Genomic DNA, 25,818 nt, shown 5'->3' on the forward strand with positions numbered 1-25,818 from the left:
TCCAATGCGTTGAAAAGCAGATATTGCACAAGGAGTGGAGATGAGCAAAAACAACCAAACTGAAGTTCAGGCACCCGTTCAAGATGTCGTCCCCAACATGATAAGCGTTCAAGATGCGACGTTCAATCTATTGCGCAAGCTCGGGCTGACGACCATTTTTGGAAACCCAGGATCTACCGAGCAGCCCTTCCTCAAGAACTTTCCTTCTGATTTTGAGTATGTACTTGGATTGCAGGAAGCAACTGCAGTAGCGATGGCAGACGGCTTTGCTCAAGCTACGGGAAAACCAGCGCTGTTGAATCTGCACACTTCAGCTGGAACCGGGCATGGCATGGGCAACATCATGACGGCTTTCCAGAATAAAACGCCTCTCATCATTACGGCGGGTCAACAGACACGTGAGATGATCCTCTGCGACCCACTTCTTACGAACCGCGATGAAACGACCCTGCCGCGGCCGTGGGTAAAGTGGGCGTATCAACCGGTAAGAGCACAAGACGTCCCCGGCGCAATCATGAGGGCATATACGGTTGCCTTGCAGCCGCCCGCAGGCCCAGTATATGTATCGATCCCATTGGACGACTGGGACCAGCCGGCACTTGGGGAGGCGGTCGTTCGAACTGCAAGCTCGCGGTACTCGCCAGACCCTGAGCGGCTTGCTCATTTCGCCGAAAGAATTCGGAAGAGCAAGAATCCAGTGTTGCTTTATGGACCTGAGATCGAGCGCGCAGGCGGATGGGATGCTGGCATCAAGTTTGCTGAGCGCTTGAGAGCTCCTGTATATATGACGCCGCTCTCTGAAAAAGCGTCCTTCCCCCAAACTCATCCGCAGTTCCGAGGCATGGCGCCGATGGCGATTGGGCCATTGAGCAAGAAGCTTCGCGGCCACGACCTGATCATCGTGGTTGGAGCCCAGGTTTTCCGGTATTACCCCTTCGTTCCGGGAGAATACCTTCCCGAAGGCGCTGACCTCCTGCAAATCACCAATGACCCCTACGATGCGGGCGCCGCTATCGTCGGAGACAGCCTGTTGTCAGACGCAAAGCTGGCCCTGGAGGCATTGAACGATGCAATCCCAGAAGTGACTTCGCGGCCCGCTCCTGCAGCGCCACACATCGAACGAAAGCTTCCATCGCCGCCGAATAGTCCATTAACGGCACTTGAGGCATTCGCGGCGTTGAGCGAGCTGCGACCCGCGAACGCCATTCTGGTGAATGAGACAGCTTCAAATTTCGCGGATCTCGCCCAGTGCTGGCCAATCACCGAGCCCGGTACCTACTACACCTTTGCGAGTGGCGGACTCGGATGGGGAGAACCGGCGGCGGTCGGCGTTGCGATTGCCCAAAAGAAACTGAGAACCGGGCGCCCGGTCATCGCTGCCATCGGAGATGGAGCGCTCCAGTATTCCGTACAGAGCCTTTATACAGCCGCTCGGCAAAAACTCAAGCTCATCTATATTGTCCCGTGCAACGACGAGTACTTGATTCTCAAAGAATTTGCGGTACTTGAAAAAACCCCCAATGTGCCCGCGCTTGATCTGCCCGGACTTGATATCGTCGCAACCGCCAGGGCTTTTGGTTGTGCCGGAGTGGCCGCCCACACTACGGAAGAAATCAAGGCGGCTTTCAGAACAGCCCTCAGCGGCGACGGGCCCACCGTGATCGCGATTCGCGTTGCGCATCAACTCCGGCCGCTGGTACCCGACGTGGACTAGCGTCCACTCAATCGAGGCACAAATGATGTTCAAGAAAATGTCCACAAACGGCGCCGGGAAGGCAGTACTGATCGTACTCTCTGTCCTGGCGCCAGGCCTCAGTCATCGCGCGCTGGGCCAGGCTCTCACCATGGACGGCCAGTCCGGCATCTTCCTTCAGCCCGAGGCCGACGTGGTACCGTCACCTCATCATCAATTCGGCGCTCCGACTATAAGCTTTCATGCTGTCGATGCTGGCCCAGTCGCCGGGGACTACATCAATGTGGGAGTTGAAGAAGGATTCGACAATCGACTGGAGTTCGGGTACACCAGCAGCAATCACACCGATGGAGGTGACCCCACCATCAGCCCTCTATTCAACTTTGAAGGCATGAACATCTTCAACGTGAAAGCGAAGATCGTTCCTGCGGGTGCACACAAGCACAAGTACGTCCCAGCCGTTTCAATCGGAGGCGTGCTCCGGACAAACGATCCCTTTGTTGTCCAGTTTGTTGAACATAAGAACGCGACAAACGGGGACATCTACGGTGTGACAACGGAGTTGTTCACTTTCGGAAAGAAGTTTGCGTTCGTGGGCACTGGCGGAGTTCGCGGCACCAACGCCCAGAAATACGGCTACGGCGGCAATGCCATCGATTGGGAAGCACGGGCCTTTGGAGGTCTCGCCTTTCCGGTACCGATCAAGGGAAAAATCGTGGTTGCACCAGCCGTGGAAGTTAACCAGGAGCCTCGTTACATCAAATACGTCCCGGGCGCTCATTTTCCGACAGATCTCATCTACGCAGTAAGAGTGTCCCGGTATCCGGACTCTAAGTGGACTTTCGACGTTGGCACGGGTCACTTAGGAGCCGCCCTTGCGCCGGGGCTCAATATCAAGGTGAACAATGCGATCGCAATTGCCGCCGACTTTCGATTCTAAGCAATCGCCCTGCGATATAGGCTCCAAGACCGCAGCTTAGAAGACGAGGATGGCACGTGGGGACCAGGCTCTTCAAACTGGGTCTCTTTCGAAAATTAGAAGCTATTTCGCGCCTCGATGAGGAAGACGGAACCTCACTGGCACAGAGGAGAGGTTCATCGTGAATTCAACATCGAGACAGTTTTTCTTTCGGTCCTTTCTAGCTGCTTGTTTGGTCCTGTTGGCGCTCTTGTGCTCGAATGGGACTCAAGCACAAGAGAATGCTTCGCAAACGCCGGCAAACGGGATCCAGAATCTGCATTCTACTGTCGAGGCTGGACCTGCCACCGAGAAAGGATCGGATGCGGCCGCAAAAGACGCTGCAGAGAATCCGGTTGCAGCAGCCATCAGCGTGCCCTTTCAGAACAATACGTTCTACGGGGTGGGCCCTTTTCGCCGTGCTGAGAATGAGCTTCTGATTGAGCCCGTCGTGCCTATCAGGCTTTCGGAGAACTGGATGGTGATTAGTCGAACGATTGTACCCGTCGTCGTTGTTCCCAGGCGCTCTGCAACGGCCGGGGTCGACTACGGTCTTAGCAATATACAGCCTCAGTTTTACTTGTCCCCTGTCCACGCCGGCAAGATTGTGTGGGGCGTGGGGCCGCAACTGTGGCTCCCTACAGCCACTGACCATTCGCTCGGCATAAACAAGTGGGGTGGGGGGCCTGCGACTGTTGCGTTGTTCAGAAGTGGCCATTTGTTGGCTGGGACTCTCATCGGCAATGAATTCGCAGGAGTCAACCACGTGCATGAGAATCAAATGACCATCAACCCGTTCGCTTTTTACAACCTCAAGCACGGGTGGTACGTGGTGTCGGCACCGATCATCACCGCAGATTGGACGGCAGAGAGAAATAAGCGCTGGACCGTTCCGGTCGGTGGCGGCGTAGGAAAACTCTTTAAGATCGGCAGTCAGCCGCTCAACGCTCGGGCGGAGTATTTTAACGACGTTCGAACAACAACTGGTGGCACGGACTGGCAATTGCAGACACAGTTGCAATTTCTTTTCCTTCGCCATAAGTAAACCGTACAAGCGGCTGACCTCGCTCAATCGGCTCACGAGATTTTGGGTTCTAGACTGAGGTCGGCAAAGGCACTTGCATGGCGGAGACGGTTGGTCTCAGGATTCTAATGGGCCAATACCATAGCGCCAGGAGGCAGCGTACCGTCACGCTGCCTCTCTTTTTCGACATCATGGAAAGAATAGAGAATACGAAATGCGACGGAGTTGCTTACGCTCGTCCTCCAGGACGCAGGTCGGGGCCAGTTGGCCACTACTTCCCAATCAGCGTTGCGCCTGCCGGCAGGAGCGGGGCCGCTCAATGCGGCCCCGCAGAAATTTAGCTTCGGATAAATGTCAGGAGGTCCGCATTGATCACATCGGCATTCGTGGTCATCATGCCGTGAGAGAAGCCGGGGTAGATCTTGAGCGTGCCATGCTTGAGCAGCTTCGCCTGCAGCAGCGCAGCGTCCTTATAGGGGACAATCTGATCATCGTCGCCTTGCATCACGAGGGTCGGCACTGAGATTGCGTTCAGATCGTCCGTCTGGTCTGTCTCCGAGAAAGCCTTGATACCTTCATAGAGAGCGAGCGTGCTGCCCATCATCCCCTGACGCCACCAGTTCTGGATAATTCCCTGCGAGGTCTTCGCGCCGGATCTGTTGAAGCCGTAAAACGGACCGCTAGGGACATCGAGAAAGAACTGTGCGCGGTTCGCGGCCAGCGCCTTGCGAAATCCGTCAAACACCTCGATCGGAGTGCCTCCAGGGTTCTCTTCGGTTTTGACCATGAGCGGGGGAACCGCGGCGATGAGAACGGCCTTGGCTACGCGACCTTGAGGTTCGCCGTATTTGGCGACATAGCGCGCCACCTCGCCACCGCCCGTCGAATGGCCGATATGGACCGCATTCCTCAGATCGAGACGCTCGACTACAGCCGAGGCGTCGGACGCGTAATGGTCCATGTCGTGGCCAGTGTCCACCTGGGAGGAGCGGCCGTGACCGCGCCTGTCATGCGCGACAACGCGATAACCGTTGGCAAGGAAGAACAGCATCTGCACGTCCCAATCGTCTGACGACAGGGGCCAACCGTGGTGAAATACGATGGGCTGCGCATCCTTAGGACCCCAGTCCTTGTAGAAGATCTGTGTACCGTCTTTGGTTGTAATTATAGGCATTTCGATCTCTCCTGTGCTTGGTTGTGAAGTTGTTGGGACGGTCATCCCATGCAAATCTGGAGCCGGTTCCCCGATTGCTGCTCCTGTAGCCAGGACACCGAGTGTTATCAAAACATCGCGTCGACTAGGGTAAAGCATTGTGCGAGCGCCTTACGGTTGACCGAAATCATGTGGGCCCATTAGGGTTGCCGGGCTTTGACTCGGCTCCTCCAGGAGGAGCCAATGGTCACTCTCGTTCACGCTAAGATTTGGCAAGGGACGGAGCTGGTGTCCCATTCAAGACCGCATCGATGTTGTCGAGCGCGACCATACCCATGTTGCTTCGGCTCTCAACCGTTGCCGTCCCGATGTGGGGCAGCAAGAACGTATTCTTGAGTTCCACGTAACCGGGATTGAGCTTTGGTTCTCCTTCGTAAACGTCAAGGCCTGCGGCAGCGACCCTACCGCTCTTGAGAGCCTCGATCAAGTCGTCGTCCTTGATCAAAGCACCGCGCGCTGTGTTCACAATGATCGCGCGCTCTGGAAGAAGAGCGATCGTCTTGGCGTTGAGGAAGTGGTGGGTTGTCAGTGTCTCAGGGGCATTCAGACTAAGGAACTGGCTCACTTTCACTAGTTCTAGGGGGTTAGCATAAAATATCGCGTCTCCGGCCTTCTCTGCCGGCAGCTGGTGGATGTTGGAGTAATGGATCTTCATACCAAAACCTCTTGCGCGCTTTGCTATCGCTTGGCCGATACGCCCCATCCCGAAAATCCCGAGGTTCTTGCCCGTCACCTGCCAGCCGAGAAGGGCCTGTGCGCGTGGAATCGTCCACTCGCCGCTTCTGACCAACTCCTGTGCTTCGAATGCTCGTCGGCTCGCTCCGAGAAGCAAGAGCATAGCAATATCTGCCGTCGCATCCGTCACCTCAGCCGGCGTGTATCCAATCGCAATGTTGCACTCCGCAGCCGCGCGCATGTCGATATGATCGACGCCAACAGAATTTGTTGAGATCACCTTGACGGACGGGGAAACTCGCTTGAAGAACTCGGCATCGAGCCTGTCGAATGGCGTGATGAGCATCGCGTCGGCGCCCTCAGCTGCTGCGAGAAGCTCGTCATGCGTGAATGATGTTCCATCGGTCTTTCGCCTGACTTCGTAATTGCTGTCGATTCGCACGTCGACCGGCTTGATGAAATGGGACGTGACCACCAGGACAGGCTTTTTCATTCAATCAGTTCTCCTTAGACATTCGTTGCCGGGCTCAGGGCCAATGTCAGAAGTGCTACATAGATTCTCATGCTCAACTCCCCGATCCCGTGTCTTAATGTTCAGAACGTCAGCTTGCCACGAGCACGTAGTTCGCCGGGCAGCAGTGAGTTGTAAATGATCTCGTGCACCGGAGTGGGAAAATTGCAAGCGCGTCCCAACCGGACGACCGACCCGCTCTGCGCTTCGAGTTCCGAAGGACGACCAGCGACCAGATCGCGCTGCATCGATGACGAGCCATTGGGCGGAGCCGAGTCGACTAATTTCATCGTGCCCACCACCGACTCGCTCGGCACCGGAATGCCGGTAGCGCGGGCCAGGCCCACAATTTCCCGCGCCGCGTTCTCAAGCAGCGATCTGGTCTCGGGCAGGCTTCGAATCACGCCGGCCGGCGCCCTTGTGATTGCACCCACCGCGCCAAATGAAGCAACGAATTCGAACTTCTCCCAGAGCGCAACCTGGATGTTATCGGGAACGCGTGTATCTATTTCCGCGCTGGAGAGGCATTCCACAAGTTTCTCCAGCCGTGGCGTCCGCACATTGTTCCGCTCACCGATGGTGATCAACGCTTTGGCCCCAGCATGCCGGACGACACCCGGCGCAGTGACCATGGCCAGAATGTGACACATTCCTTCCAGTACATGTTCAGAACCGAGCACAGCCGCCAGTTGGTCGTAGGCCTCTACACCGTTTTGCAAAGGGACGACAATAGTTTCTGGCCCAATCATGCTGCGAATCTGCTGCGCCGCTTCCGTCATCTGCCACGCCTTGGTAGTAACGAAGACGGCGTCCACGTGCCCCACTGCTGTGGGATCGCCGGTCGCTTGAACCTTCGGCAGCGCAAAATCGCCCAACGGACTCTCTACGCGCAAGCCGTCCTTGCGGAGCGCTTCGAGCATCGCGCCCCGAGCAATGAAGATAACGTCATTCCCAGCTTTGGCTAACCGGCCACCAAAGTACCCACCCAAAGCACCGATTCCGATAAATGCAATCCTCATGATCACCCCTAAAATTCCTTGCTTTCCCTAGCTTAGGATCGGGCGATTGGAACAATGATGAGCTTCTTGTTCACAAACTCCTCAAGCCCCAAGTTGGAGAGTTCCTTGCCGTATCCAGACCTCTTGATGCCGCCGAAGGGAAGATCAGGCCAGCTCACATCCGGATAGTTGATGAAGACCATACCCGTCTCCATACGACTGGCAACGCGTTTGGCCCTGTCAATATCAGTTGAGTAGACCGACCCCCCGAGGCCAAACGGCGAATCGTTCGCGATCACGATTGCCTCAGCTTCGTCTTTGGCGGGAAAGACGAGCGCCACAGGACCGAAGAATTCCTGCTTATATGTAGGATTTTCCGGTGAGATCCCGGTAAGAATCGTTGGTTCTAGAAACGCGCCGACTGTTCCAGCTCGGTTCCCACCAAGGAGCACTTTGGCTCCGTGACTCGTTGCGTCACCGATCTGCCGCAGAATCAGTTGCAATGCAGCTTCCGAAGACAACGGCCCCAAGGTTACGCTCTCATCGAGCGGGTCTCCCAGCTTCAGTTCCTTTGCAGCAGCTATGAACCGCGACAGGAATTTGTCGAGCATCGATTCGACAACGATGAATCGTTTTGCGCCGATGCAGGTTTGTCCATTGTTATCGAAACGCCCGCGAATAGCCATGGCAACGGTATGATCCAGGTCTGCGTCATCGAGGACAATGAAGGCGTCGCTTCCCCCCAGCTCCATTGTGGACTTCTTGAGATTCTTGCCAGCCCTCGACGCCAAGGCCTCCCCCGCGCGCTCCGAACCGGTAAGAGCGATCCCCTTCACACGAGGATCATCGATCAAGGCTCCAGCCTGATCGTTGCTCAGAAAGAGATTGGTGTAGACCCCGTCCGGAAGGCCTGCCTCCTTCAGAATCCGTTCAAAGGCGACTGCACACTGGGGCACACCCGGCGCGTGCTTCAACAGCATCACGTTGCCGGACATTAAGTGCGGACCAACGAACCGCGACAATTGGTAATAGGGATAGTTCCACGGCTGGATGCTCAGGAGAACACCCAAGGGAGAAAATTCCAGATGCGCGTCTCCCATCGTGGATTTGATGGGCTTAGGTGCGAGGAACCTCGCCGCGTTGTCTGCGAAGTACCCGAGGATGGCTGCGCTCACTTCAACTTCGCCGCGGCTTTCAGCAATGCGCTTTCCCATTTCGAGAGTGGCAAGCCTTGCCAGTTCGTTCTTCTGTTCGAGAAGAAGCTGACCGGCGCGGGCAATGATCTTCGAGCGCTCTTCGATCGGCCGTGCTGCCCAGGAAGCGAACGCAGTGTCCGCTTTGGCCAAGGCGACCATCATTTCTTGATCCGTGTGCTCTGTGAATGTCTTGAGGACTTGGCCAGTGGCTGGATTTACACTGCGATATGGCATGATGAGATCCTTTGCAGTTCGCGTTAAACTGATTAGTCGAGATTCACATTTATGAAATAGACGAAAAGGAGTGAGCTAGCGGACTGCCTTCGTCTTCCGATTGGTGGCGATGCCATCAATGTCTATTGCGTTGCTCCTTGACGTATTGTCGTAGTTAGCAAGTATGGCTTTCGCAAGCTTTTCTCCTGCATTCATAGTTCATCTCCCTGTTGAGATCGATTGTTCACACTGACATGTCGCAAGAACTGGTTGGACACAGCTGAGATCCTCCGGCACAGCCTTGAGAAGGGATCGTCACTATCTGTATCTCCAGTCACACGCAAATATTGGCAGCATTCAGCGAACCTGAGAACGTGATCAATAGCTAGCTCACTGTGATTGCTTGTCGGTCTGTTGTCACTTCTGCTAAGTCAAGACAACTCTTGGCGACAATCACTCCGGCTGCGAACCGCTGGGTCGCCGTTCCTCATAGCTCTTCGCGGCGCCTAACACCGCACCTCGCAACGTTTCGTCCGAAAAGGGGTCCACGATCACGTCATAACATCCCAACTCGAGAACGCCTGACCACAATCGGAAAGTCGCCTCGCGTGTATAGACCAGAATCGCCGGGCGTGGGTTCATTAGCGCTAACACACCCCAAAGTTCCCACCAATCGGTATCGGAGAGGCTCGCCGGAAGAAGAGCGACCTGAAAAGCGTCCTCTTCGCGAATAGCAACTCCCACTCCGCCGATGCGGTCAAGAAACAGAGGGTCGGGCTTTAGAGGTGCCAACTGACGACCGATCTCGGCGCGTCTGTCAGCCGGAACAACAGCCAACATCCGTAATTCTGTGCCTTGCGCATTCACGAGTGCCTCCCGAACCGCCATGCACACATTCGCACTTGGCTCAAAACTGAGGAATGTGAGGAACGCCTACATTGCCGTCTCGCGAGGCGTGCATGACGCGCAGATTGTCACGAACAATGCAACATTGCCGGGCCGAGGACTCGACGGGGTTGTTTCCCACGCACTTGCAATCCAGCAGCCTAAGTGTCACGAGCCATCAAGCAGCAGCCCGCTGATATCCCCGAGATCGATCAAGGGTTTCGAATGGGTACTATCTCCGATCGCTCAGACGTTAATTGGAGCACCCTTCATCGAGGAGAGCGGTAAGGCCACACTGAATCTCGCGCCGCCGTCTGAGTTATTCTCAGCCCAAAGCCGCCCGCCATGCGCCTCGACAATCGAGCGCGATACCGCCAAACCGATCCCCATACCCTTTGCCTTCGTGGTCACAAACGCGTCGAAGATCCTTTCCTGATCATTCACTCCTGGACCATTGTCGATCACTTGTATGACCATTTGGTCCTGATCTGTTACAGCTGCCCGGACCTTAATCAGCGGCGAGATTTTAGTGTTCTGTACAGCTTCGATGGCGTTTGAGATCAGGTTGATGAATACCTCTTTAATCTGTATGTGGTCTACCGGAACTTTAGGGAGATTCTCATCAAAGCTCCAATCAATGTGGACTCCACACTTATTGGGATCCGCCTGAACCAGACGAACCGCCTGTCTCACCATGTCTCGTACGCTTGCCTCGTTTTTAACGACGGGCTCCTGTTTGAAGAGCGAGCGAATATGTTGCATCGATTCGTCTGCCGCGCGTGCGTCTCGTATTATCCGCTTAATGGACAAACTGGCTTCTGTCATGTTCGGCGTGCCGGCATTCAACCATCTGTTCGCGGCCTGTGCGTTCCCAAGTATCGACATAAGCGGCTGATTCAGTTCGTGGGCGATGGAGGCCGACAGCTCTGCCACGGTCGCGATTCGCGAAGCCCTCGCGAGCTCGATCCGCGTGTCGCGAAGATAGTCTTCTGCTCGTTTCCGCTCATCGATGTCAACCACGAGACCATACCATTGAATAACCTTGCCATAGGGGTCACGCAAAGGCTCGCCTTTGGCGTGATGCCATCGATACTCCCCATCTGCGCGTCGCAATCGGTGTATTGCGCTGTATGACTCTCCGGTCTCGATTGCCTGGGAAAATGCTTTTGCCGTTTCATCGAGATCGTCTGGATGAATGATCTTCTTCCAGCCTAGATTAAGGAAACTCTCTAAGAGGATTCCGGTATATTCCAGTAATCTTTGGCTGATGTGATTGATTTCTCCGGTCGGCGACGCTGACCAAAGCATGGAAGGAATTGTTTCGATGATGTCGAGGATTCCATGCTCTCGCATCTGAAGAGCACTTTCAGTGTCCTTCAATGCGTCGATGTCGAATAGAATCCCGCAACCGTCTCGAATGGATCGAAGGACTTCGAATTCTCGAACCGTGAGAGACGTCTCCCCAGGGTGCCCTGCAATATGTGCAGTCGGTTCAAGAGGGATACTTCGCCCCCGTTCGTGGACCTGAGAGATCTGTCGTGGGACGTAACTACGAGGAAAAGCGGTTGCACATTGATGCTCATTTGAATTGATCGGCTTCCGTGAGTGAGAAACCCGTATCGACCTATACATGGAAGGACCCCCTCTCGATTGAATTGAGATTTGCGTGCGAACGCTGTAGGACTGAACGAGGATGTTCGACTCTAGGGACACAGGGCGGCCCGTCTTGTGCAAAATCTGGCGTTCCCCGAGGTGGATCGTCACTAGGTGCATCCCAAGCACACGCAAATATTCGCACCGCATAGCGAGTTCGGAAAGGTGAGCAAAGGCTAGCTCACAGTGATCATCTGGTCGTCTCAAGTGGCTCTTCGTAGTTTGTGCGGTTGTTCATGAAGTCTCACATCGGGATCGATGACGACTCGCACATCTGGAAGCAGGTTGTCGTGATCATTGATTCGCCGCTGCCGCACTGGGCGTCAGCAAAACATGGGCGGCTATTCGGGAGACCAGGCATTGCTGCTAAGCTAGCCGTTCGTTATGTCGGTTCAGGAACAACCTTAGCTCTCTGTTGCTCTCGGCTCGCAGTGGTCCCGAACGTTGACGAAGATGCGCGCATAACCTCGGCGAGCAAAAGGCCAAACCGCCGGTCCTCCCGGATCATATCGAGTCGAGGGTCATGTGCCAGCCAAATAAGCTCTGCTTCGCGCTCCTCGCAGGCGATAGACAATAGCGATATCGCTTTCTCCGAGTTCTCCAAAGCGAGCGAAAGGAGGGCCTGCCGGAATTTGCTGATCGGTGAGTTCGCAGAGAAAAGATTATAGTCACTGGCGATACGATCTGCGGCTGCAGTTTGACCGCACATCGCCAGGACCTCTGCAATTGCACTCATCAAGGCAGGATGGGCGCCCGCTTTGCACACAACGCTCCGGGCCAGCTGTTTTGCCTCATCGCGACGATCTAGCGAAATCAGCATTATGGCTAGGTAAATTTCGCTCTCGATTGGCAACGTTCCATAAGACATCTGTTTCGAAATGTGGTTCACTCCTTTGTCGTTGTCTCGACTAAGGTGAAACAATTTCGCGTTGACCACTTTCTGGCGATACGAAAACGGATCGATCTGATGGGCTTCTTGAAGGTAATTCCAAGCCTCGTCAAATCGCCCCAGCGCGGCAAGAAAGAGGGCATACTGACGATAAGTTCCGGCACTCTCTCCAAGTCCTAGCGCCTGTTGGAAAAGCTTCTCTGCATCATGCCACTTCCATGACAACGCCAGGGCGCATGCTGTGCAGGCAGGAACCAATATCATTTGAGGGTCGAGTTTGGCTGCACGCTGCGATGCTTGTTTGGCGCGAGACACAGCTAAGGCAGAATTGGGCATTCCGCGCAAAGCCATCTCGCAATAGCATAGAGCTATGCCGCAGACAGGCCTAGCATAGTCGGGCTCAATCTCACTCACTTCCTGGAATTTCGACAGCGCCAGCTGCGTGTCCGCCAACGTCCCCTCATCGAGCAATGCTTCCGCTGCAAGGACCAGTGGATAGACAGCAAGCATAGAAGTTCCTGCTGACGCCTTTTGTTTCCGGATCAACGACTGTTCGGGCCGGATACGGCTGATCAACGCCGATACGATTCTTTCGGAGATTTTGAAGACACTTTGCGGATCTGGTCCCGCTTCGAACCGCTCTGACCAGATCTGAAATCCGTCTGCCTTGACGACCCGGGACGTAATACGTAGCTGATTGGTATCCTCATGTACCGTGCCTTCAAAGATGACCTGGACGTTCAGTTTTCGGGCCAGAGAAGGAAGGTCCAGTTCTTGAGTCATCAGTGGTGCCACCGAACTCGCGGCGGTCACTTGGAGCCCGTCCGTGCGCACTAATTCGTGGATCAACTCATCGGTGATGATTCGGGCGTAGGCGCCAGACAAGTCGCTGCGGGATGCATCTACAAAAGGCAAAACCGCTATCCGGACTCCCGGACCCTCAACGAAAAGCTCGTCCCAACCATCGTCTCTCCCAGCACCGTCGCGGCCCTTGCTGCGTCGGAGCCTAAAGACGGGTACATAGCCGCCACGCCGATAATAGATAAAGATCGAATCGTCTTTACCAACGGATTCGTAGTACTCCTTTAGTTTGCGCCGCAGCCTCCGAGCCTCGCTGCGAACGATGGAGTCTTCACTGGGATTGTAAGAAGGTTTGCGTTCGTATACTGTGGTGCCAATCAGATACTCCTTCAACATCTCCGCGTCGCCTGCTAGCGTCGCTTCGACTGTGAAGCGAAGAAATCGTCCAAGTCGGTCCGATTGCACGAACATCGAACTCTCCAGAATTCGAGCGAGTTCATCACGAATCGCCTCTTCGGAAATCGCGTCTTCGTTCTTGAGTTCACCCACGACTAAATAGTTTCCCATGACAACTCCATTCGCAAAGTCGTTTGCGCCATGAATGTACCGTAGTGACTTCTGGTTGCCGCCGTCAGCGATGCTCCGTTCGAACGGCGTCCGGGCAAATAGCGAGTAGCATCAGGCAGCCCTCATATCTTCCCGACTTTATATTCCTGCTCCGACCCGTTCATATCCGCTCTCGCTCTTGTGATCCATTCACGGATATAGGCTGGGCAATTTCTGAGTTCGACTCCGTTTACTTCGCCCACTGCCAGGAGTTTTATGGCTTCCCGATCCACGATGAGGACGTCTTTGAGATCGATGGTCACTGCACCCTTTTCCTGTTCAAGCAAGGTCCGCAGCGTTTCCACACACTCCTCCGTAATTCCTCCACTGATGTACAACGTCGCGCAGTCCTCTCCAATAACTCGGCGGTCGAATCTGCAGTTCATTGTTGGTTTACCCTCCTATCGGTCTGGGTCACCCACCGCCTTGATTGCAAGTCCTCTGCCAATGCGTAAAGTGATGAAAACAAATGAGCAGCACGATCACATGCTGGTCAAACGAAATGGATTTTTCGGGAATCTGGTGAATCTGGTGAGGGTGAATCTGGTGAATGTGGCCGTTCAGGTGGTTGTTTCAGCGGAACTTGAACCTCGTTTTGTTGATCTTTAGGGCGTTGATCCTGTGGTCGAGGGTCGATGGTGGAATTCCAAGTTTGGCCGCCGCGCCTGACAGTCCGGAAACCCGCCCTCTAGACTCGGCCAGCGCCGCCTCGATGATCGCCCGCTCGCTGCTGTCTTCAGCTTCAACTTTGGGAGGTGCCGAAGTTTGGATCCGAGATGTTGCCCCAAAAGATCCTTTGGAGAGCCACGACTCATCGACGGAAAAGACTTCTCCGGAGTTCAGAATTACAGACCTCTCAATTACGTTCTGCAGTTCGCGGATGTTGCCCGGCCAGTCATAGAAGTGCAAGAGATCAAGAGTCCTTTTGTCGATGGAACGGATATTCTTGCCTGCGCGCGAAGCATATCGCTGCACAAAATACTCGACCAACATCAAAATATCGTCCTTCCGCTCGCGAAGGGGAGGTACTTCGATGGGAAATACGTTCAGCCGGTATAAGAGGTCTTGGCGGAAGGATCCATTGGATACGGCTGCTTCGAGATTTCGGTTTGTGGCGGTGACGATCCGAACGTCAACGTGGATGCGCTGATTTCCACCGAGGCGCTCAAATTCCCGTTCCTGTAGCACTCTCAGCAACGCTACTTGAGTGTCGGGCGAAAGTTCTCCCACTTCGTCCAGGAAAATTGTTCCCCTGTCTGCAAGTTCGAAACGGCCAATCCGCCGTTGTGTCGCTCCCGTGAACGCCCCTTTCTCGTGGCCGAATAGTTCCGACGCGATCAGGTCGCGCGGGATGGCTGCGCAGTTCACACTCACGAAGGCATGCGAAGAGCGTCGGGAACGCCTATGAATAGCGCGAGCAACAAGTTCCTTTCCTGTCCCGGTTTCGCCGGTGATCAGAACGCTGGAGTCGCTCGGAGCGACCTTGGATATGCGGGAAAGAACCGTTTGTAGGGGTGACGATGTACCTACGATCTCTTCGAACATCGAAACCTTGGCGATTTCTTCCCGCAATGCGACGTTCTCGTCTTGCAGCTTCGCTTCGGCCCTCTTCCTATCGTCAATGTCCGTTAGCAAGTTATACCAACGGATAATGCGGCCTTCAGCGTCCAACAGCGGTAGGCCACGTATGTGGAACCAGCGATAAGCACCATCGGCGCCGCGCAGACGTTCGTCAATATCAAACGTATTACCGGTTTCGACCGAGTGCTTCCAGGCGGCAACCGCCCTAGGGAGGTCATCTGGATGGACCGCATCGCTGGTAGCCCAACCTTTCAGTTGTTCGAGAGGTCTGCCAAAATATTCCACGGTTTGGTTGTTGACGTATTCAACCTGTCCGTCCGGGGTCATGATGGCTACCAGGCCCGCAATGCCGTCAACGATTAGCCGAATACTCCTTTCGCTTTCACGCAGCACCTCTTCCGCATGCTTGCGATCTTGAATGTCGGCAGCCGCACCGTACCATTTCACGACCTTTCCTCGCTTGTCCCGCAGCGGCACGCCACGGCTCAAAAACCACCTATACTCTCCGTCGGTCCGACGCACGCGCACTTCATCCTCGAACGGCTCGCCACTGGCAAAGCTTGCGCTCATTCGTCGTACACTTCGATTCAAATCCTCAGGATGAATAGCATCTTTCCCGACTTCTCCTACTGTTCCCAACTGCGACAGGCCGGTGTACTCAAGCCAGCGTCGATTCATAAATTGAACGGTCCCGTCAGGTCCAGCGATCCACGCCATCGCCGGAATGGTCTCTATGGCTTCGCGAAGTTTTCTTTCCTCTCCCCGCACCTGTTGCACTCGGAGTCTATATAGCCCCCAAATGAATGCCAGAAACGCAACCGCGCACAATGAACGGAACCAATTCGTCTGGTAGTAGGCTGGCAGTACAACAAAATCCAGCGATGCGCCGGTCTGATTCCATACGCCACTGCCGTTGCATGCGGTCACTCGAAATCGGTAGTGTCTGGGTTTAAGGTCGGTATAGAAGACCTGGCGCCGCGTCCCGGCATCCTGCCATTCCCGGTCCCGGCCCTCCAGCATGTAGCGGAAGCGAACCTTCTGAGGGACGGAAAAACTGGGGGCGGTGTAATCAATTTCGAGGTCGCGACTCAGGGCAGGGATTTTGACAAAGGATGTTGCGTCGAACGGTTTGCGGTCCGCCACAACACCTTCCACATAGACCGGCGGCGGAAGCGCATTCTCGTAGAGGCGGTCTGGATCAAGCACTTGTACTGAGACGCCGGTTAGGAACCACAATCGCCCATCCGGCGCCTTAGAGGACGCCGGTTGGTAAGAATCCCCGGTCCCAGCTTGTGCTCCGTCCAGAGCGTCCAGAATCATGACGGACACCGCAACGTGGGGACTCTCGATCCACTTCGCCCATTCGGATGCTGCGATCCTGACCAGGCCGCATCGCGTATAGATCCAAAGAGCGCCGTGGTTATCCCTGATCGCGCTGAAGGTGTCAGGGCAGGGCAAGCCGTTGTCGCTGCTGAAGAGGGTCAGCTGCCCATGGTTGAGCCTGTAGACACCCTGCGAACTTGGGACGAGGAGAGAGTTGTCAGAGTCCACGAAGAATGCGTGAATACCGGCCGGTCCCTGGGCAGAACTCAGCAACGTGGTCTGCAAACGCCCATCGCGGAAGTAAGAAATGGTACTTTTACCTTTTTGAGTGCCGAGCCAAACGCCGCCGTTCGGGTCTGCCGCCAGATGTTTCAGCCAGCCGAGTTCGTAATTGGGCGAGGCTTGCTGTTCAATTTTGTCCCCAACAATGCTGAATAACTGGTTCCTTTGGTCCGTAAGAACCCAGATTGTTCCGCGCGGGTCTTCGGCAATACCTGACACCCCGCCGAAGCTCGCGAAACGCTGCCCGCCGATTTCTCGAAAACGGCCATTCTGAAATCGCATGAGGCCCATATCCACTCCAAGCCAAACCGCGCCACTGCGGTCTTCCAGCATGGGCGCAACCGAATGTCCCGACAATTTCCGATCGAGAGTGGCGGTTTTGCCGTCTTGTTTTCGCAAAATGTTAAGGGCGTCGCCGGTAGCGATCCATACCGCTCCGTTGCGTAACGCCATAACCGAACGGAAACCGCGTGCCGAAACTCCCTGCCGTGTCGTGTAGCTGATCAGGGCCGTGTCGCGAAACATATCGAGTCCCCCATCGGTGGCGACCCAGATGTTTCCTTCCCGATCCTCAAAAAGACTCACCACGCCATTGCCTGACAGCCCCTCAGACACGCCGTAGTGGTCGGCGACACCGCCGCAGATGCGATAGACTCCATCATTGTCTGTGCCAACCCAGAGAGACCCTCGGCGATCGACCAGCAGGATCTGAGAGTGGACTCTTGCCCCGTCAAACCCCGGGACAGCGTAACTGCTCCACTTACCTCCGGAGTAATACCGAACACCAAGTTGCGGTCCCGTTCCATCTAAACTCGCCCATGCCGAGCCTGACGGACCAAGCGCGACATCGGTTACTCCATCGCCTTTTGCAAGTTCAGCAATTTCACCAAAATACGTTGTAGCAGGAGTGCCGGGCCGCCAGCGAACGAGCACTGAGGACCCGAACCAAATATTGCCCTCGCTATCGTGAGTCAGCCCCTGGCCGTAGGTGACGGGAATACCGTCTTTTTTTCCGAAACAGCGCAGCGTCTCTTCGGAGATACTGCACAGCGGCGCATCGTGTGCATAAAGCCCATAGCGAGTCGCCCATATTGTTCCGGAGTCGTCCTCCATGATTGCGCCGATGCCCGTGGGATGCTCCAAGTCGGTGTAGGTTCGCAGTTGACCGTCCTTCCAGCGAGCCAAACCGCGTGTGGTACCGATCCATAGGCTGCCGTCGCGAGAGCCGAGTATAGCCGAGAAATGCGTGCCGGGCAGATTCTGTCCCTGGGGAGGCTGCCACGGCATGAAGCGGACTCCATCGAAACGCATCAACCCTTGCGCAGTTGTTATCCAGAGAAACCCGTCGGAGGTTTGAGCAATATTGGTAGGGGGAGAGATGGCGCCATCCTGGATGCGCCATACAGTGTGACCATACTGGGAGATCCGCCGGTCCGGATCAAGCGCGAGCGCTCGGGGAAGCCCAACCAGCAACAAGTTCGCCAACACGGTGCCCAACACGAAAACACGTCGTGCCCGCATTCGGGCGACGACCGCGTTGCCCCACATTGTTCGTAGAACCGTCATCACACGCCTACTTTCAGGCGATTAGACTCGCTTGCCCAACAATCTTGACAGGCGGCGGGCATTGCCCTTTTTGCCGACAGTACCACGGCATTAGAAAGATTCTTTTTCAATATAGAGCGACTCGTCCGAGTCTGGCCCTGTTTATTGTATGGAGATAAAAGACAGGTGGCCATTACATGTTCCTGGTAGCACAAGGTCGGGTAAGAAACGAAGGTCACTCATGTATTGCATCCAATGAATGATGCGCACGCTGTAGGATGTCACGATCTTGTGTCAGTGCATGCGACCTGGAAGGCAGGAGCGGGCTTACCGCCGCAGCAACGACCAAGAATAGCTACCCACAGCACACCATTCTTTCCATCGAACGGCGGTGACCTTTCGTGTCGCGTCGCAGGTAGTCATACGAATGCTGCCGGCTGACCCGGGTTTCGTATGGCATGGCGGGGACGCTCCGATAGCGGCAGTCGAGGAAACGAAATGTTGCCCACTGTCTCACAATCTGTCGATCGGGACACGCACGACTGGTCTCAGATCTTGCCTCCGTCCGCAGCTGCATCCGCACTTTTTATTCAACAGCCTTCATGCCATCGGTGTTCTCATGCAGGAAGACGTCGATGCTGCGGGCCGTCTGCTGGTCAGCCTCGGCGACCTGCTGCGCATGGCCCTCGAACGCCGGGAAAACGAGATCACCCTGCAGAGCGAGCTCGAGTTCGTCGGCAAGTATCTGGAGATCGAACAGACACGCTTCCACGATCGCCTGAAGGTGCACATAGACATACCGCCTGATCTTCTCGGTGTCTATGTACCGAGCCTGGCCCTTCAGCCGCTGGTTGAGAACGCCATCAAGCATGGCTTCAGCGTCGATTCCACCGCAAGCCGGCTGGAGATCGCTGCCAAACTCCACGACGGCAGAGTTTGGCTCCGCGTCCGCGATGATGGCCCTGGGCCGGCACCGGCGTCGCTCCTGCGATTCGGCGTCGGACTCAGCAATGTCCGGTCACGCTTGAAACAACTCTACGGGGACCAGTCCTCGCTGGAACTCACCGGCGGCGACGGTCGAGGCTGCGAGACCATCATCACCCTTCCACTGCGGAGGTCGCATTGAAGGCGCGGGTCCTCATCGTCGATGACGAACCGATCGCCCGGCGCGGTATTCGTCGCTACCTTGCCGAACACGACGGCATTGAAGTTGTAGGCGAGGCGGCGAACGGAATAAGCGCGGTGGAGCAGATCAATGAACTTCATCCCGACATCGTTTTTCTCGACGTGCAGATGCCCGATCTCGACGGCTTCGGAGTCATCGAGAATGTAGATCTAGAGAATGGTCCCGCTCCCGTATATGTCTTTGTCACGGCTTACGATGTGCACGCCATTCGTGCATTCGAAGTGCATGCAGTGGACTACCTCTTGAAACCGTACGATAAGGAGCGTTTTGCCCGGGCACTGATTCAAGCGCGCCAGGTCTTCGAACAGCGTCAGGAAACGAATCGAAACCTTGAACCACTGCTTCAATCCCTTCGAAGTCTCCGCCCGTTGGAGCGCTTTGTGGTGAAGGACAAGCAGCGGATTTTCTTTGTTCCCGTTTCTAATGTGCTTTGGATCGAAGCCACGGGAAACTACGCCTGCATACACACTGCCAGCGACAGTCACCTGTTGCGGGAAACCATGGCGCACCTGGAAGAGAAGCTCGCGCCACACCACTTCATCCGCGTGCGGAAGTCGGCCATCGTGAACGGTGCCTGCATTAGCGAGATTCGTCCGATGTTCGATGGGGTTTACGACATCGTACTGACAGAAGGAACGGTGGTCACGTCGAGCCGCAGATACGCTCACAAGTTACGGGCGCTGCTGGAATCCTAGTCTCGGCAACTGGGATGTAAATTGGCGCGTCGGCCTGGAATGCCATCGGCGAAGATGACCGTAGCCCTCCTCGAAGCGCATCGTGGCTTTCAACAGGATCAGGACCTTGAAGACGCGAACAGTGCTTTTCTTCGACTCATCGACCGCGGAACGAAAGGGGTGCAGTCTGCCTTGGAAGGAATACCGAACATAGAAAACGTCGCCCGCGAAAGGACGGTCGCTTCCTGCCGCTGCTTCCTGGGTCAGGCCACATCTGCGCATTGTTTCTCATAATTTCTGGACAGCGAAGGCTCATTGCCGACTACAGGTCAACGAGCTCATTCACATTCGGTTGATGAGTGCATCGGCGATAAATCGCAACTGAATGGGTTCCGTTAGCCGAATATGTAGTTGACGAGGGAACACCGAGAACAGGCGCTTCGTAGGTACTGGAATAAGGAGTGGGCGGCCCTATGTCTCATCGCAGTTGTCTAGTTGGTTCTCTGTTGCTCGCCTTCCTCGCGGTTTCCCTTCATTCGCAGAGCTTAGCCGTCTGGAAAGACCCATCACCCCACACTACGCGATTTGTAACCGTAGACAAAGACGTTCGTTTAGAAGTGCTCGATTGGGGTGGCTCGGGTAGACCGATCGTTTTGCTGGCCGGTGGCGGCAATACGGCCCACGTTTTCGACGATTTTGCGCCGAAACTCACGGCTCACTATCGTGTCTACGGCATTACCCGGCGTGGCTTCGGTGCCTCCGGTTATTCCGCAACGGATCACCCGGCTCATCGGCTCGGCGATGATGTGGTGGCGGTGATTGACGCGCTCAATCTGAAGAGACCCATCCTCGTTGGACACTCGATCGCTGGGGTGGAGTTGAGTTCAGTTGCAAATAGTCATCCGAACCGAGTTGCCGGACTGGTCTACCTGGATGCCGCCTATTCTTACGCTTTTGACAACGGCAAAGGCGCGAGCATTATGGAAATCCAGAAACTTCAGGGACCCCAACCTCCGCCGCCCAGTCAAACGGATTTGGCCAGTTTCAGCGCCTTGCAGAAATATTATGAGCGAGTGAACGGATTCCTCTTTCCCGAAGCAGAACTCCGCGCGCAGAGAGAATCCACTCCTGACGGAGGGGTGGGAAAACAACGTGATCTTCCGGGTGCCGCCCTGTTCATGCCGCTTATGACGGGCACGAAAAAATACACCGCTATTCCAGTATCTGCGCTCGTCATCTTCGCAAACCCACACAGCCAAGGAACCTGGGTTGACGTAAATACAGATCCATCGGTGCAAACCGCAGCCAAGACGTATTCCGCCGCACTAGAAGCTTTAACTGAGAGGCAGGAGAAGTCGGTGGAAAATGGAGTGCCCACGGCGCATGTGATTACGCTGCCAGGTGCGAATCACTATGTATTTTTGTCAAACGAGGCCGAGGTACTTAAAGACATAGATGCGTTTCTCGCTAGTCTCCATTAGCTCCATAGGTCCGCGAAGCACGATGGACCAGTCCGGTTCTCAAAGAACTTCATTCCAATTCTCAATTGACGCGTACAGGGCAAATCAATCATCAAATCCGGGTACGCTGAGAAGGGTTATCGACCGTTAAGGAACATTCTTTGTGGTTCCGATGAGATCCATCAGTCCATCCGCGAAGGTGCCCCGCCAACTCAGATAATCGTGACCGCCAACGAACTGCTGATAGTGGACTTCATATCCTTTTGCGAGCAGCACATCTCGCATGTCGCGGCTCGTCTCGAGAATTCCCCCACCAGTTCCATTTGAATCGTATTCAAATACACCGGCGTCCATATAAAAGCGTAGAGGCAACGTTGGACTGGCTATGAACTGCTTGGCCATCCATCCGGTTTCGGTGGTCACTCCGTCGGGTATTGCCCCTGAATGGTCGGGCGCCCACCAAAAAGACCCCGATTGGCATAGAGCGTTCCCAAACACTTCAGGATGCCTGTAGCCAGCATACGTGGCTGCTAGCCCTCCCAGGCTGGACCCGGCAACCACGACGCTTCCGGGATCATTCGTGACGTTGTAGTGAGCGTGTATCCAAGGCACTAGCTCTTTCGCGAGAAAATCGGCAAACTTCGGATTCGGCGTCAGCTCCGCATTGCGCGACGCTTGCGAAGGATTGGCGATCAGGACAGCGACTGTTGGCGGAATCTTCGAAGCCGCGATGAGGTTATCCAAAATCACGGGCGTGGGTACTTTGGTTAGATAGGCACTCTCATCAAAGATCACGACAAGATCGTATGGAGTAGCGTTCGCCTTATATCCAGCGGGAATGTAAATCGACAAATCGTGGTCATTCTTAAGAAGCTCGCTATGGATCTTCTGCTTCTCAATTGTGCCTGCCGCGATGCTCGGGTTCTTTATGATCCAGGGTTGTGGAACAGCTCCTTTGTTTTCTGCCATGGATTGGCAGTCGTATCGGGTCGCATCGGGCGCACATCCCCATCGGTGCGGGTTCAGCGGATCGACTTGCGTCGTCGCAAAGCGCTCCGGTTGGAATCCGTTGAACACGAGAGGATCATTCTCCGACAGACCATAGGTAAACCGCGCTCCCGTGGGAAGCCGAACCGTCAGGTACCACACATCGGTGGAAGGTATCTGGTGAAAAACATAGTCCAGCGGGTAGAGGCCACCTACCTTAAAGGAGCCAATCGGAAATACGTTTCGCGTCTGCGGTGTTCCGCGCCACAGAAACGTGACCAGTTGATGTTGGGGGTCCTTTTCGATGGACTCGACGAGTGGTGTGCCTTCAGCGGTGACTTGCTTCCAGAAGGCCTCATGATCGAATTTGCCGGCGGCGGCCTGCTTTCGCAATGCCTCCATCCGGGGACTCGGATTCGGATCCTGCCACGGCTTCGGCTTCAGACGTTCATCCAGGGACAATACCTGGGTTAGAGTCAGCTCGAAACGCACCGGCTGAGCAGCTGATGTCGTAGCTTCAATCCGATAGGTTCCAGGAGTGTCTGCGATCAGGACCCAGAGGCGCTTCCCGCCCTCTACTGGGCCAGGATAGTGTCGAACGGGTGAGCCATCGGGTGCGAGAATCGTAAGGTCAGTTGTGCCGTGCTGATCGAGCAGGCCGGCCACGTAGTCGCCCGCCTTGAGTGCGATCGCATAGGACTCGACAGAGCCAGACGAGAGTTCACGGCCTACGGGTTCATTGATTTTGAGTGATTGCTGCGCCCATGCTGTCGTGGCGACGAAAATGCAAAAAAGCAGAACACTTCTCATGATCGAACTCCATTCCAGCTACTCGCAACGTAGAGCTATCAATGGATTCAAACGCATGGCCCGTCGTGCCGGAACATAGCACGCGACCAATGCAACTACCGAGAGTAGGAACGATACACTTCCAAAGGTAAGGGGATCCGTTGTCTCTATTCCATAGAGCATGCTTGAAAGAAGGCGTGTCAGTGCGAGGGCACCCATCACTCCAATCAGAATTCCGGCAAGGATAACTTTGAGGCCCTCACCGAGGACTAGCCGCAGAACATCCTGATGGTTCGCGCCAAGAGCGACGCGGATCCCGATCTCCTGAGTTCTTTGAGCGACGCGTTGCGAAAGTACTCCGTAAATCCCCACAGCTGCCAAGATCAGAGCGAGAACTGAGAACAAGCCAAATAGCTCCGCTCGCAATCGCGGCTCGGAGGTAAACCAGGAAAACGCCTCGTCGACGGTTTGAACCGTTGGAACTGGGACATTGCCGTCGACAGCTTCTACCGCGTGACCGATCTCTGGCTCGACCGCGCGTGGGTTTCCTGTTGTTCGAGCGAAGATAGATAGTGAACCGTCAGGCGCTTGCCGCAGCGGTCGATACAGGCTGGGCCGTTGCGAGTATCCCTCGAAGAGCGTCGGGCGCGACACGTTTCCTACTATGCCCACGATTGTCAGCCATGGCTCTTTGGAGTCGAGCTTGCCGAGCTTAATCCGTTGCCCCAGTTCGGCGCCCTTGGGGAGGAACTGCCTGGCAAATGTTTCATCGACGATCGCCACTGGCACCGACTTGGCACGATCATCTGCTGAGAATTCTCTACCTTGAAGTAGCGGTATCCCAGCAACACGGAAATAAGCGCAGCTTATAGATTCGGGATCTGACGCGGATGCAACGTGCGACCGAGAACCAGCCCCTTCAACGGTCACAGGTCCCATTCCTTGTTCGAAAGACAAGGCGGGCGCGAAGGCGACACCTTGAATCCCGGGAAGCGAAACAAGTTTTGATTCAAGGTTGTCCCAGAAGCTGAGTGTATCCTCGGGTTTTGCATAAGAAGTGGCCGGCAAACGAAGATCCGCAGTCAAGAGATGATCGCGCTCGTATCCGAGAGGGGCATTCTTCAAACGGAGCAGGCTCTGTATCAGTAGACCGGCCGCAACCAGCACAATCAGAGAAAGAGCCACCTCGATCACGACAAGATTGCGGCTGGTGCGATGAGTGAATGTTGAGTGTGACGTGGTTCGACCGGACTGCTTCAGCACCTCATTCAGATCAAGCCGCGACGCCTTCCATGCCGGCATAACGCCAAAGAGGGCGCCAGTCATGAGCGCCAGGAGGAATGTAAAAGCCAGAACCTCCCAGTTCACGGAAATCGGGTTGCCCGGCGGAAGCTCCATCACCCCTTTGGTTGTAATGTAACGGACCGAGAGGACTGCAAAAAGAACTCCGAGACAAGCGCCAAAGAATGAGAGCACCACGCTCTCAGTCAGCAGTTGGCGGATGAGGCGGGACCGGCCCGCTCCAAGTGCGGCGCGAACGCCAAGTTCTCTTTGACGGACGGTAGCCCGTCCGAGAAGAAGATTGGCAACGTTCACGCAGGCGATCAGCAGGACAATGCCCACAACTGCAAAAAGGATGAGCAGCCCCTGGCGAAGATTCCGTCCGGTGAGCCAGGTGAATTCCGATTGCAGGTCCTCAAGCACGGGCTCAAGGTTCATTGCCGCCCAGCTGGGATTTTCAGTGATAACGCGCCTCTGGATGCTGGCCAGCTCCTCTTGCGCAGCAGGACGACCTACTCCTGGTTTGAGAATGCCAAACGCGAGAATCGGCATGTCCCACGGCTTTTGCGTAAACTTGCTGTTCGGCGTGATCAGCGTCCAAAGTTCCGTCTGCTTGGGGTAGAAGGAAAAGTTCCTGGGCATCACACCTACAATCATGCAGGGCTGATCATCAAGTGTCAGGGACTTCCCGATCCAACTCGGCTCGCCTCCAAGGCGCTCCTCCCAAAAGGAGTGCGAGAGAACCACGGTGCATGCGCTATTGAGATCCTGAGACGCGAAGGTCCGCCCCTGGACGGCGTCAACTCCAAGCATGGAGAAAAAAGCGACGGTCGCTGGAACGGCCATGACCTCCTTCTTCTCTCCACGCCACGAGAAAACTGCACCTGCATTGCGTGCCCAGGTTGCGCCGGCAAGTTTCTCGAAACTGTGGCTGTTGCGGATCCATTCTTCGTATTCGCGGTAGGTATCGAAAGCAGGAACTGGCTCTTTTGGCGACTGCTCTGCAATCATCACCAAGCGATCGGCATTCTTGTAAGGCAACGGACTCAATAGCACTGCATTTATGACGCTGAATACGGCTACGTTGACCCCGATCCCGAGCGCAAGGGTCAGCAGCGCTGTGATCGTGAATCCCGGCGATTTGACTAGCTGGCGCATCGCGAAGCGAATGTCGGCAAGGGTGCTTTCTAGATTGGGCCACTGCCATATCTCGCGGCTGCGCTCTTCGATGCGCGTCACATTGCCAAACTCTCGCCGTGCAGCGAACTCCGCCTGCTCCCGCGTCATGCCGCGATCGATCAGGTCGGCAATCTTTTCTTCGAGGTGTTCTTGGATCATCTCGGCGAGCTCGTCATAGCGACGGCGCCGTGACAACAACTGTCGGAGCCAGATCAT

The 25,818-nt window shown here is 55.4% G+C and carries 17 protein-coding genes; 6 read left to right on the top strand and 11 right to left on the bottom strand.

Translation table 11 applies throughout. The features are described 5' to 3' along the window. Window positions 1-40: 40 nt before the first annotated feature. The 3 genes from mdlC (at window position 41) to OHL23_RS08095 (ending at window position 3,696) form a co-directional block, all read left to right on the top strand. A complete protein-coding gene (mdlC, locus tag OHL23_RS08085; RefSeq protein WP_263351272.1) occupies window positions 41-1,714 on the top strand; it encodes a benzoylformate decarboxylase in 1,674 nt (557 codons plus the stop codon). Window positions 1,715-1,736: 22 nt separating this feature from the next. Further along, complete coding sequence (locus tag OHL23_RS08090; protein WP_263351273.1) at window positions 1,737-2,633, top strand: hypothetical protein; 897 nt, start codon at window positions 1,737-1,739, stop codon at window positions 2,631-2,633. Between the two features lie 496 nt (window positions 2,634-3,129). Then, window positions 3,130-3,696, top strand: coding sequence for a hypothetical protein (locus OHL23_RS08095; RefSeq protein ID WP_263351274.1), 567 nt, complete (start codon window positions 3,130-3,132; stop codon window positions 3,694-3,696). Window positions 3,697-4,012: 316 nt separating this feature from the next. On the opposite strand, the gene OHL23_RS08100 is transcribed toward OHL23_RS08095, so the two are convergent. The 9 genes from OHL23_RS08100 to OHL23_RS08140 form a co-directional block, all read right to left on the bottom strand. Beyond that, window positions 4,013-4,849, bottom strand: coding sequence for an alpha/beta fold hydrolase (locus OHL23_RS08100; RefSeq protein WP_263351275.1), 837 nt, complete (start codon window positions 4,847-4,849; stop codon window positions 4,013-4,015). 241 nt (window positions 4,850-5,090) lie between these two features. Continuing rightward, the gene (locus tag OHL23_RS08105) at window positions 5,091-6,056 is read right to left on the bottom strand and encodes a 2-hydroxyacid dehydrogenase (RefSeq protein WP_263351276.1); all 966 of its coding nucleotides are present in this window, start codon (window positions 6,054-6,056) and stop codon (window positions 5,091-5,093) included. Window positions 6,057-6,157: 101 nt separating this feature from the next. Beyond that, entirely contained in the window at window positions 6,158-7,093 is a 936-nt protein-coding gene (locus OHL23_RS08110; RefSeq protein ID WP_263351277.1) for a 2-dehydropantoate 2-reductase, read from the bottom strand. A 32-nt stretch (window positions 7,094-7,125) separates the two neighbouring features. Next, window positions 7,126-8,502 (bottom strand): NAD-dependent succinate-semialdehyde dehydrogenase, encoded by a 1,377-nt coding sequence (locus OHL23_RS08115; protein WP_263351278.1) that lies wholly within the window; start codon window positions 8,500-8,502, stop codon window positions 7,126-7,128. 432 nt (window positions 8,503-8,934) lie between these two features. Beyond that, window positions 8,935-9,369 (bottom strand): hypothetical protein, encoded by a 435-nt coding sequence (locus tag OHL23_RS08120; protein WP_263351279.1) that lies wholly within the window; start codon window positions 9,367-9,369, stop codon window positions 8,935-8,937. Window positions 9,370-9,612: 243 nt separating this feature from the next. Then, window positions 9,613-10,746: an ATP-binding protein gene (locus OHL23_RS08125; protein WP_263351280.1), complete on the bottom strand. Its 1,134-nt coding sequence runs from the start codon at window positions 10,744-10,746 to the stop codon at window positions 9,613-9,615. Window positions 10,747-11,401: 655 nt separating this feature from the next. Then, window positions 11,402-13,276, bottom strand: a complete 1,875-nt coding sequence (locus tag OHL23_RS08130; RefSeq protein WP_263351281.1) for a hypothetical protein — start codon at window positions 13,274-13,276, stop codon at window positions 11,402-11,404. A gap of 122 nt (window positions 13,277-13,398) precedes the next feature. Then, window positions 13,399-13,701 carry a hypothetical protein gene (locus OHL23_RS08135; protein ID WP_263351282.1) on the bottom strand — a complete coding sequence of 101 codons (303 nt, stop codon included), beginning with the start codon at window positions 13,699-13,701 and terminating at the stop codon, window positions 13,399-13,401. Between the two features lie 187 nt (window positions 13,702-13,888). Further along, window positions 13,889-18,067 carry a sigma 54-interacting transcriptional regulator gene (locus OHL23_RS08140; protein WP_263351283.1) on the bottom strand — a complete coding sequence of 1,393 codons (4,179 nt, stop codon included), beginning with the start codon at window positions 18,065-18,067 and terminating at the stop codon, window positions 13,889-13,891. Between the two features lie 406 nt (window positions 18,068-18,473). Here OHL23_RS08140 and OHL23_RS08145 point away from each other — a divergent pair, with 406 nt between their 5' ends. The 3 genes from OHL23_RS08145 to OHL23_RS08155 all read left to right on the top strand — a co-directional run bounded on the left by OHL23_RS08145 (window position 18,474) and on the right by OHL23_RS08155 (window position 21,387). Next, window positions 18,474-19,172: a sensor histidine kinase gene (locus OHL23_RS08145; protein WP_263351747.1), complete on the top strand. Its 699-nt coding sequence runs from the start codon at window positions 18,474-18,476 to the stop codon at window positions 19,170-19,172. Continuing rightward, window positions 19,169-19,927 (top strand): LytR/AlgR family response regulator transcription factor, encoded by a 759-nt coding sequence (locus OHL23_RS08150; RefSeq protein WP_263351284.1) that lies wholly within the window; start codon window positions 19,169-19,171, stop codon window positions 19,925-19,927. The genes OHL23_RS08145 and OHL23_RS08150 overlap by 4 nt, the downstream gene beginning before the upstream one ends. A 485-nt stretch (window positions 19,928-20,412) precedes the next feature. Continuing rightward, entirely contained in the window at window positions 20,413-21,387 is a 975-nt protein-coding gene (locus OHL23_RS08155) for an alpha/beta fold hydrolase (protein WP_263351285.1), read from the top strand. 126 nt (window positions 21,388-21,513) lie between these two features. Here OHL23_RS08155 and OHL23_RS08160 read toward each other — a convergent pair whose 3' ends face one another. Both OHL23_RS08160 and OHL23_RS08165 read right to left on the bottom strand, forming a co-directional pair. Then, window positions 21,514-23,163 carry an alpha/beta hydrolase-fold protein gene (locus OHL23_RS08160; protein ID WP_263351286.1) on the bottom strand — a complete coding sequence of 550 codons (1,650 nt, stop codon included), beginning with the start codon at window positions 23,161-23,163 and terminating at the stop codon, window positions 21,514-21,516. Between the two features lie 18 nt (window positions 23,164-23,181). Continuing rightward, the gene (locus tag OHL23_RS08165) at window positions 23,182-25,818 is read right to left on the bottom strand and encodes an ABC transporter permease (RefSeq protein WP_263351287.1); all 2,637 of its coding nucleotides are present in this window, start codon (window positions 25,816-25,818) and stop codon (window positions 23,182-23,184) included.

Source organism: Acidicapsa acidisoli, assembly GCF_025685625.1.
Classification (GTDB): Bacteria; Acidobacteriota; Terriglobia; order Terriglobales; family Acidobacteriaceae; genus Acidicapsa; species Acidicapsa acidisoli.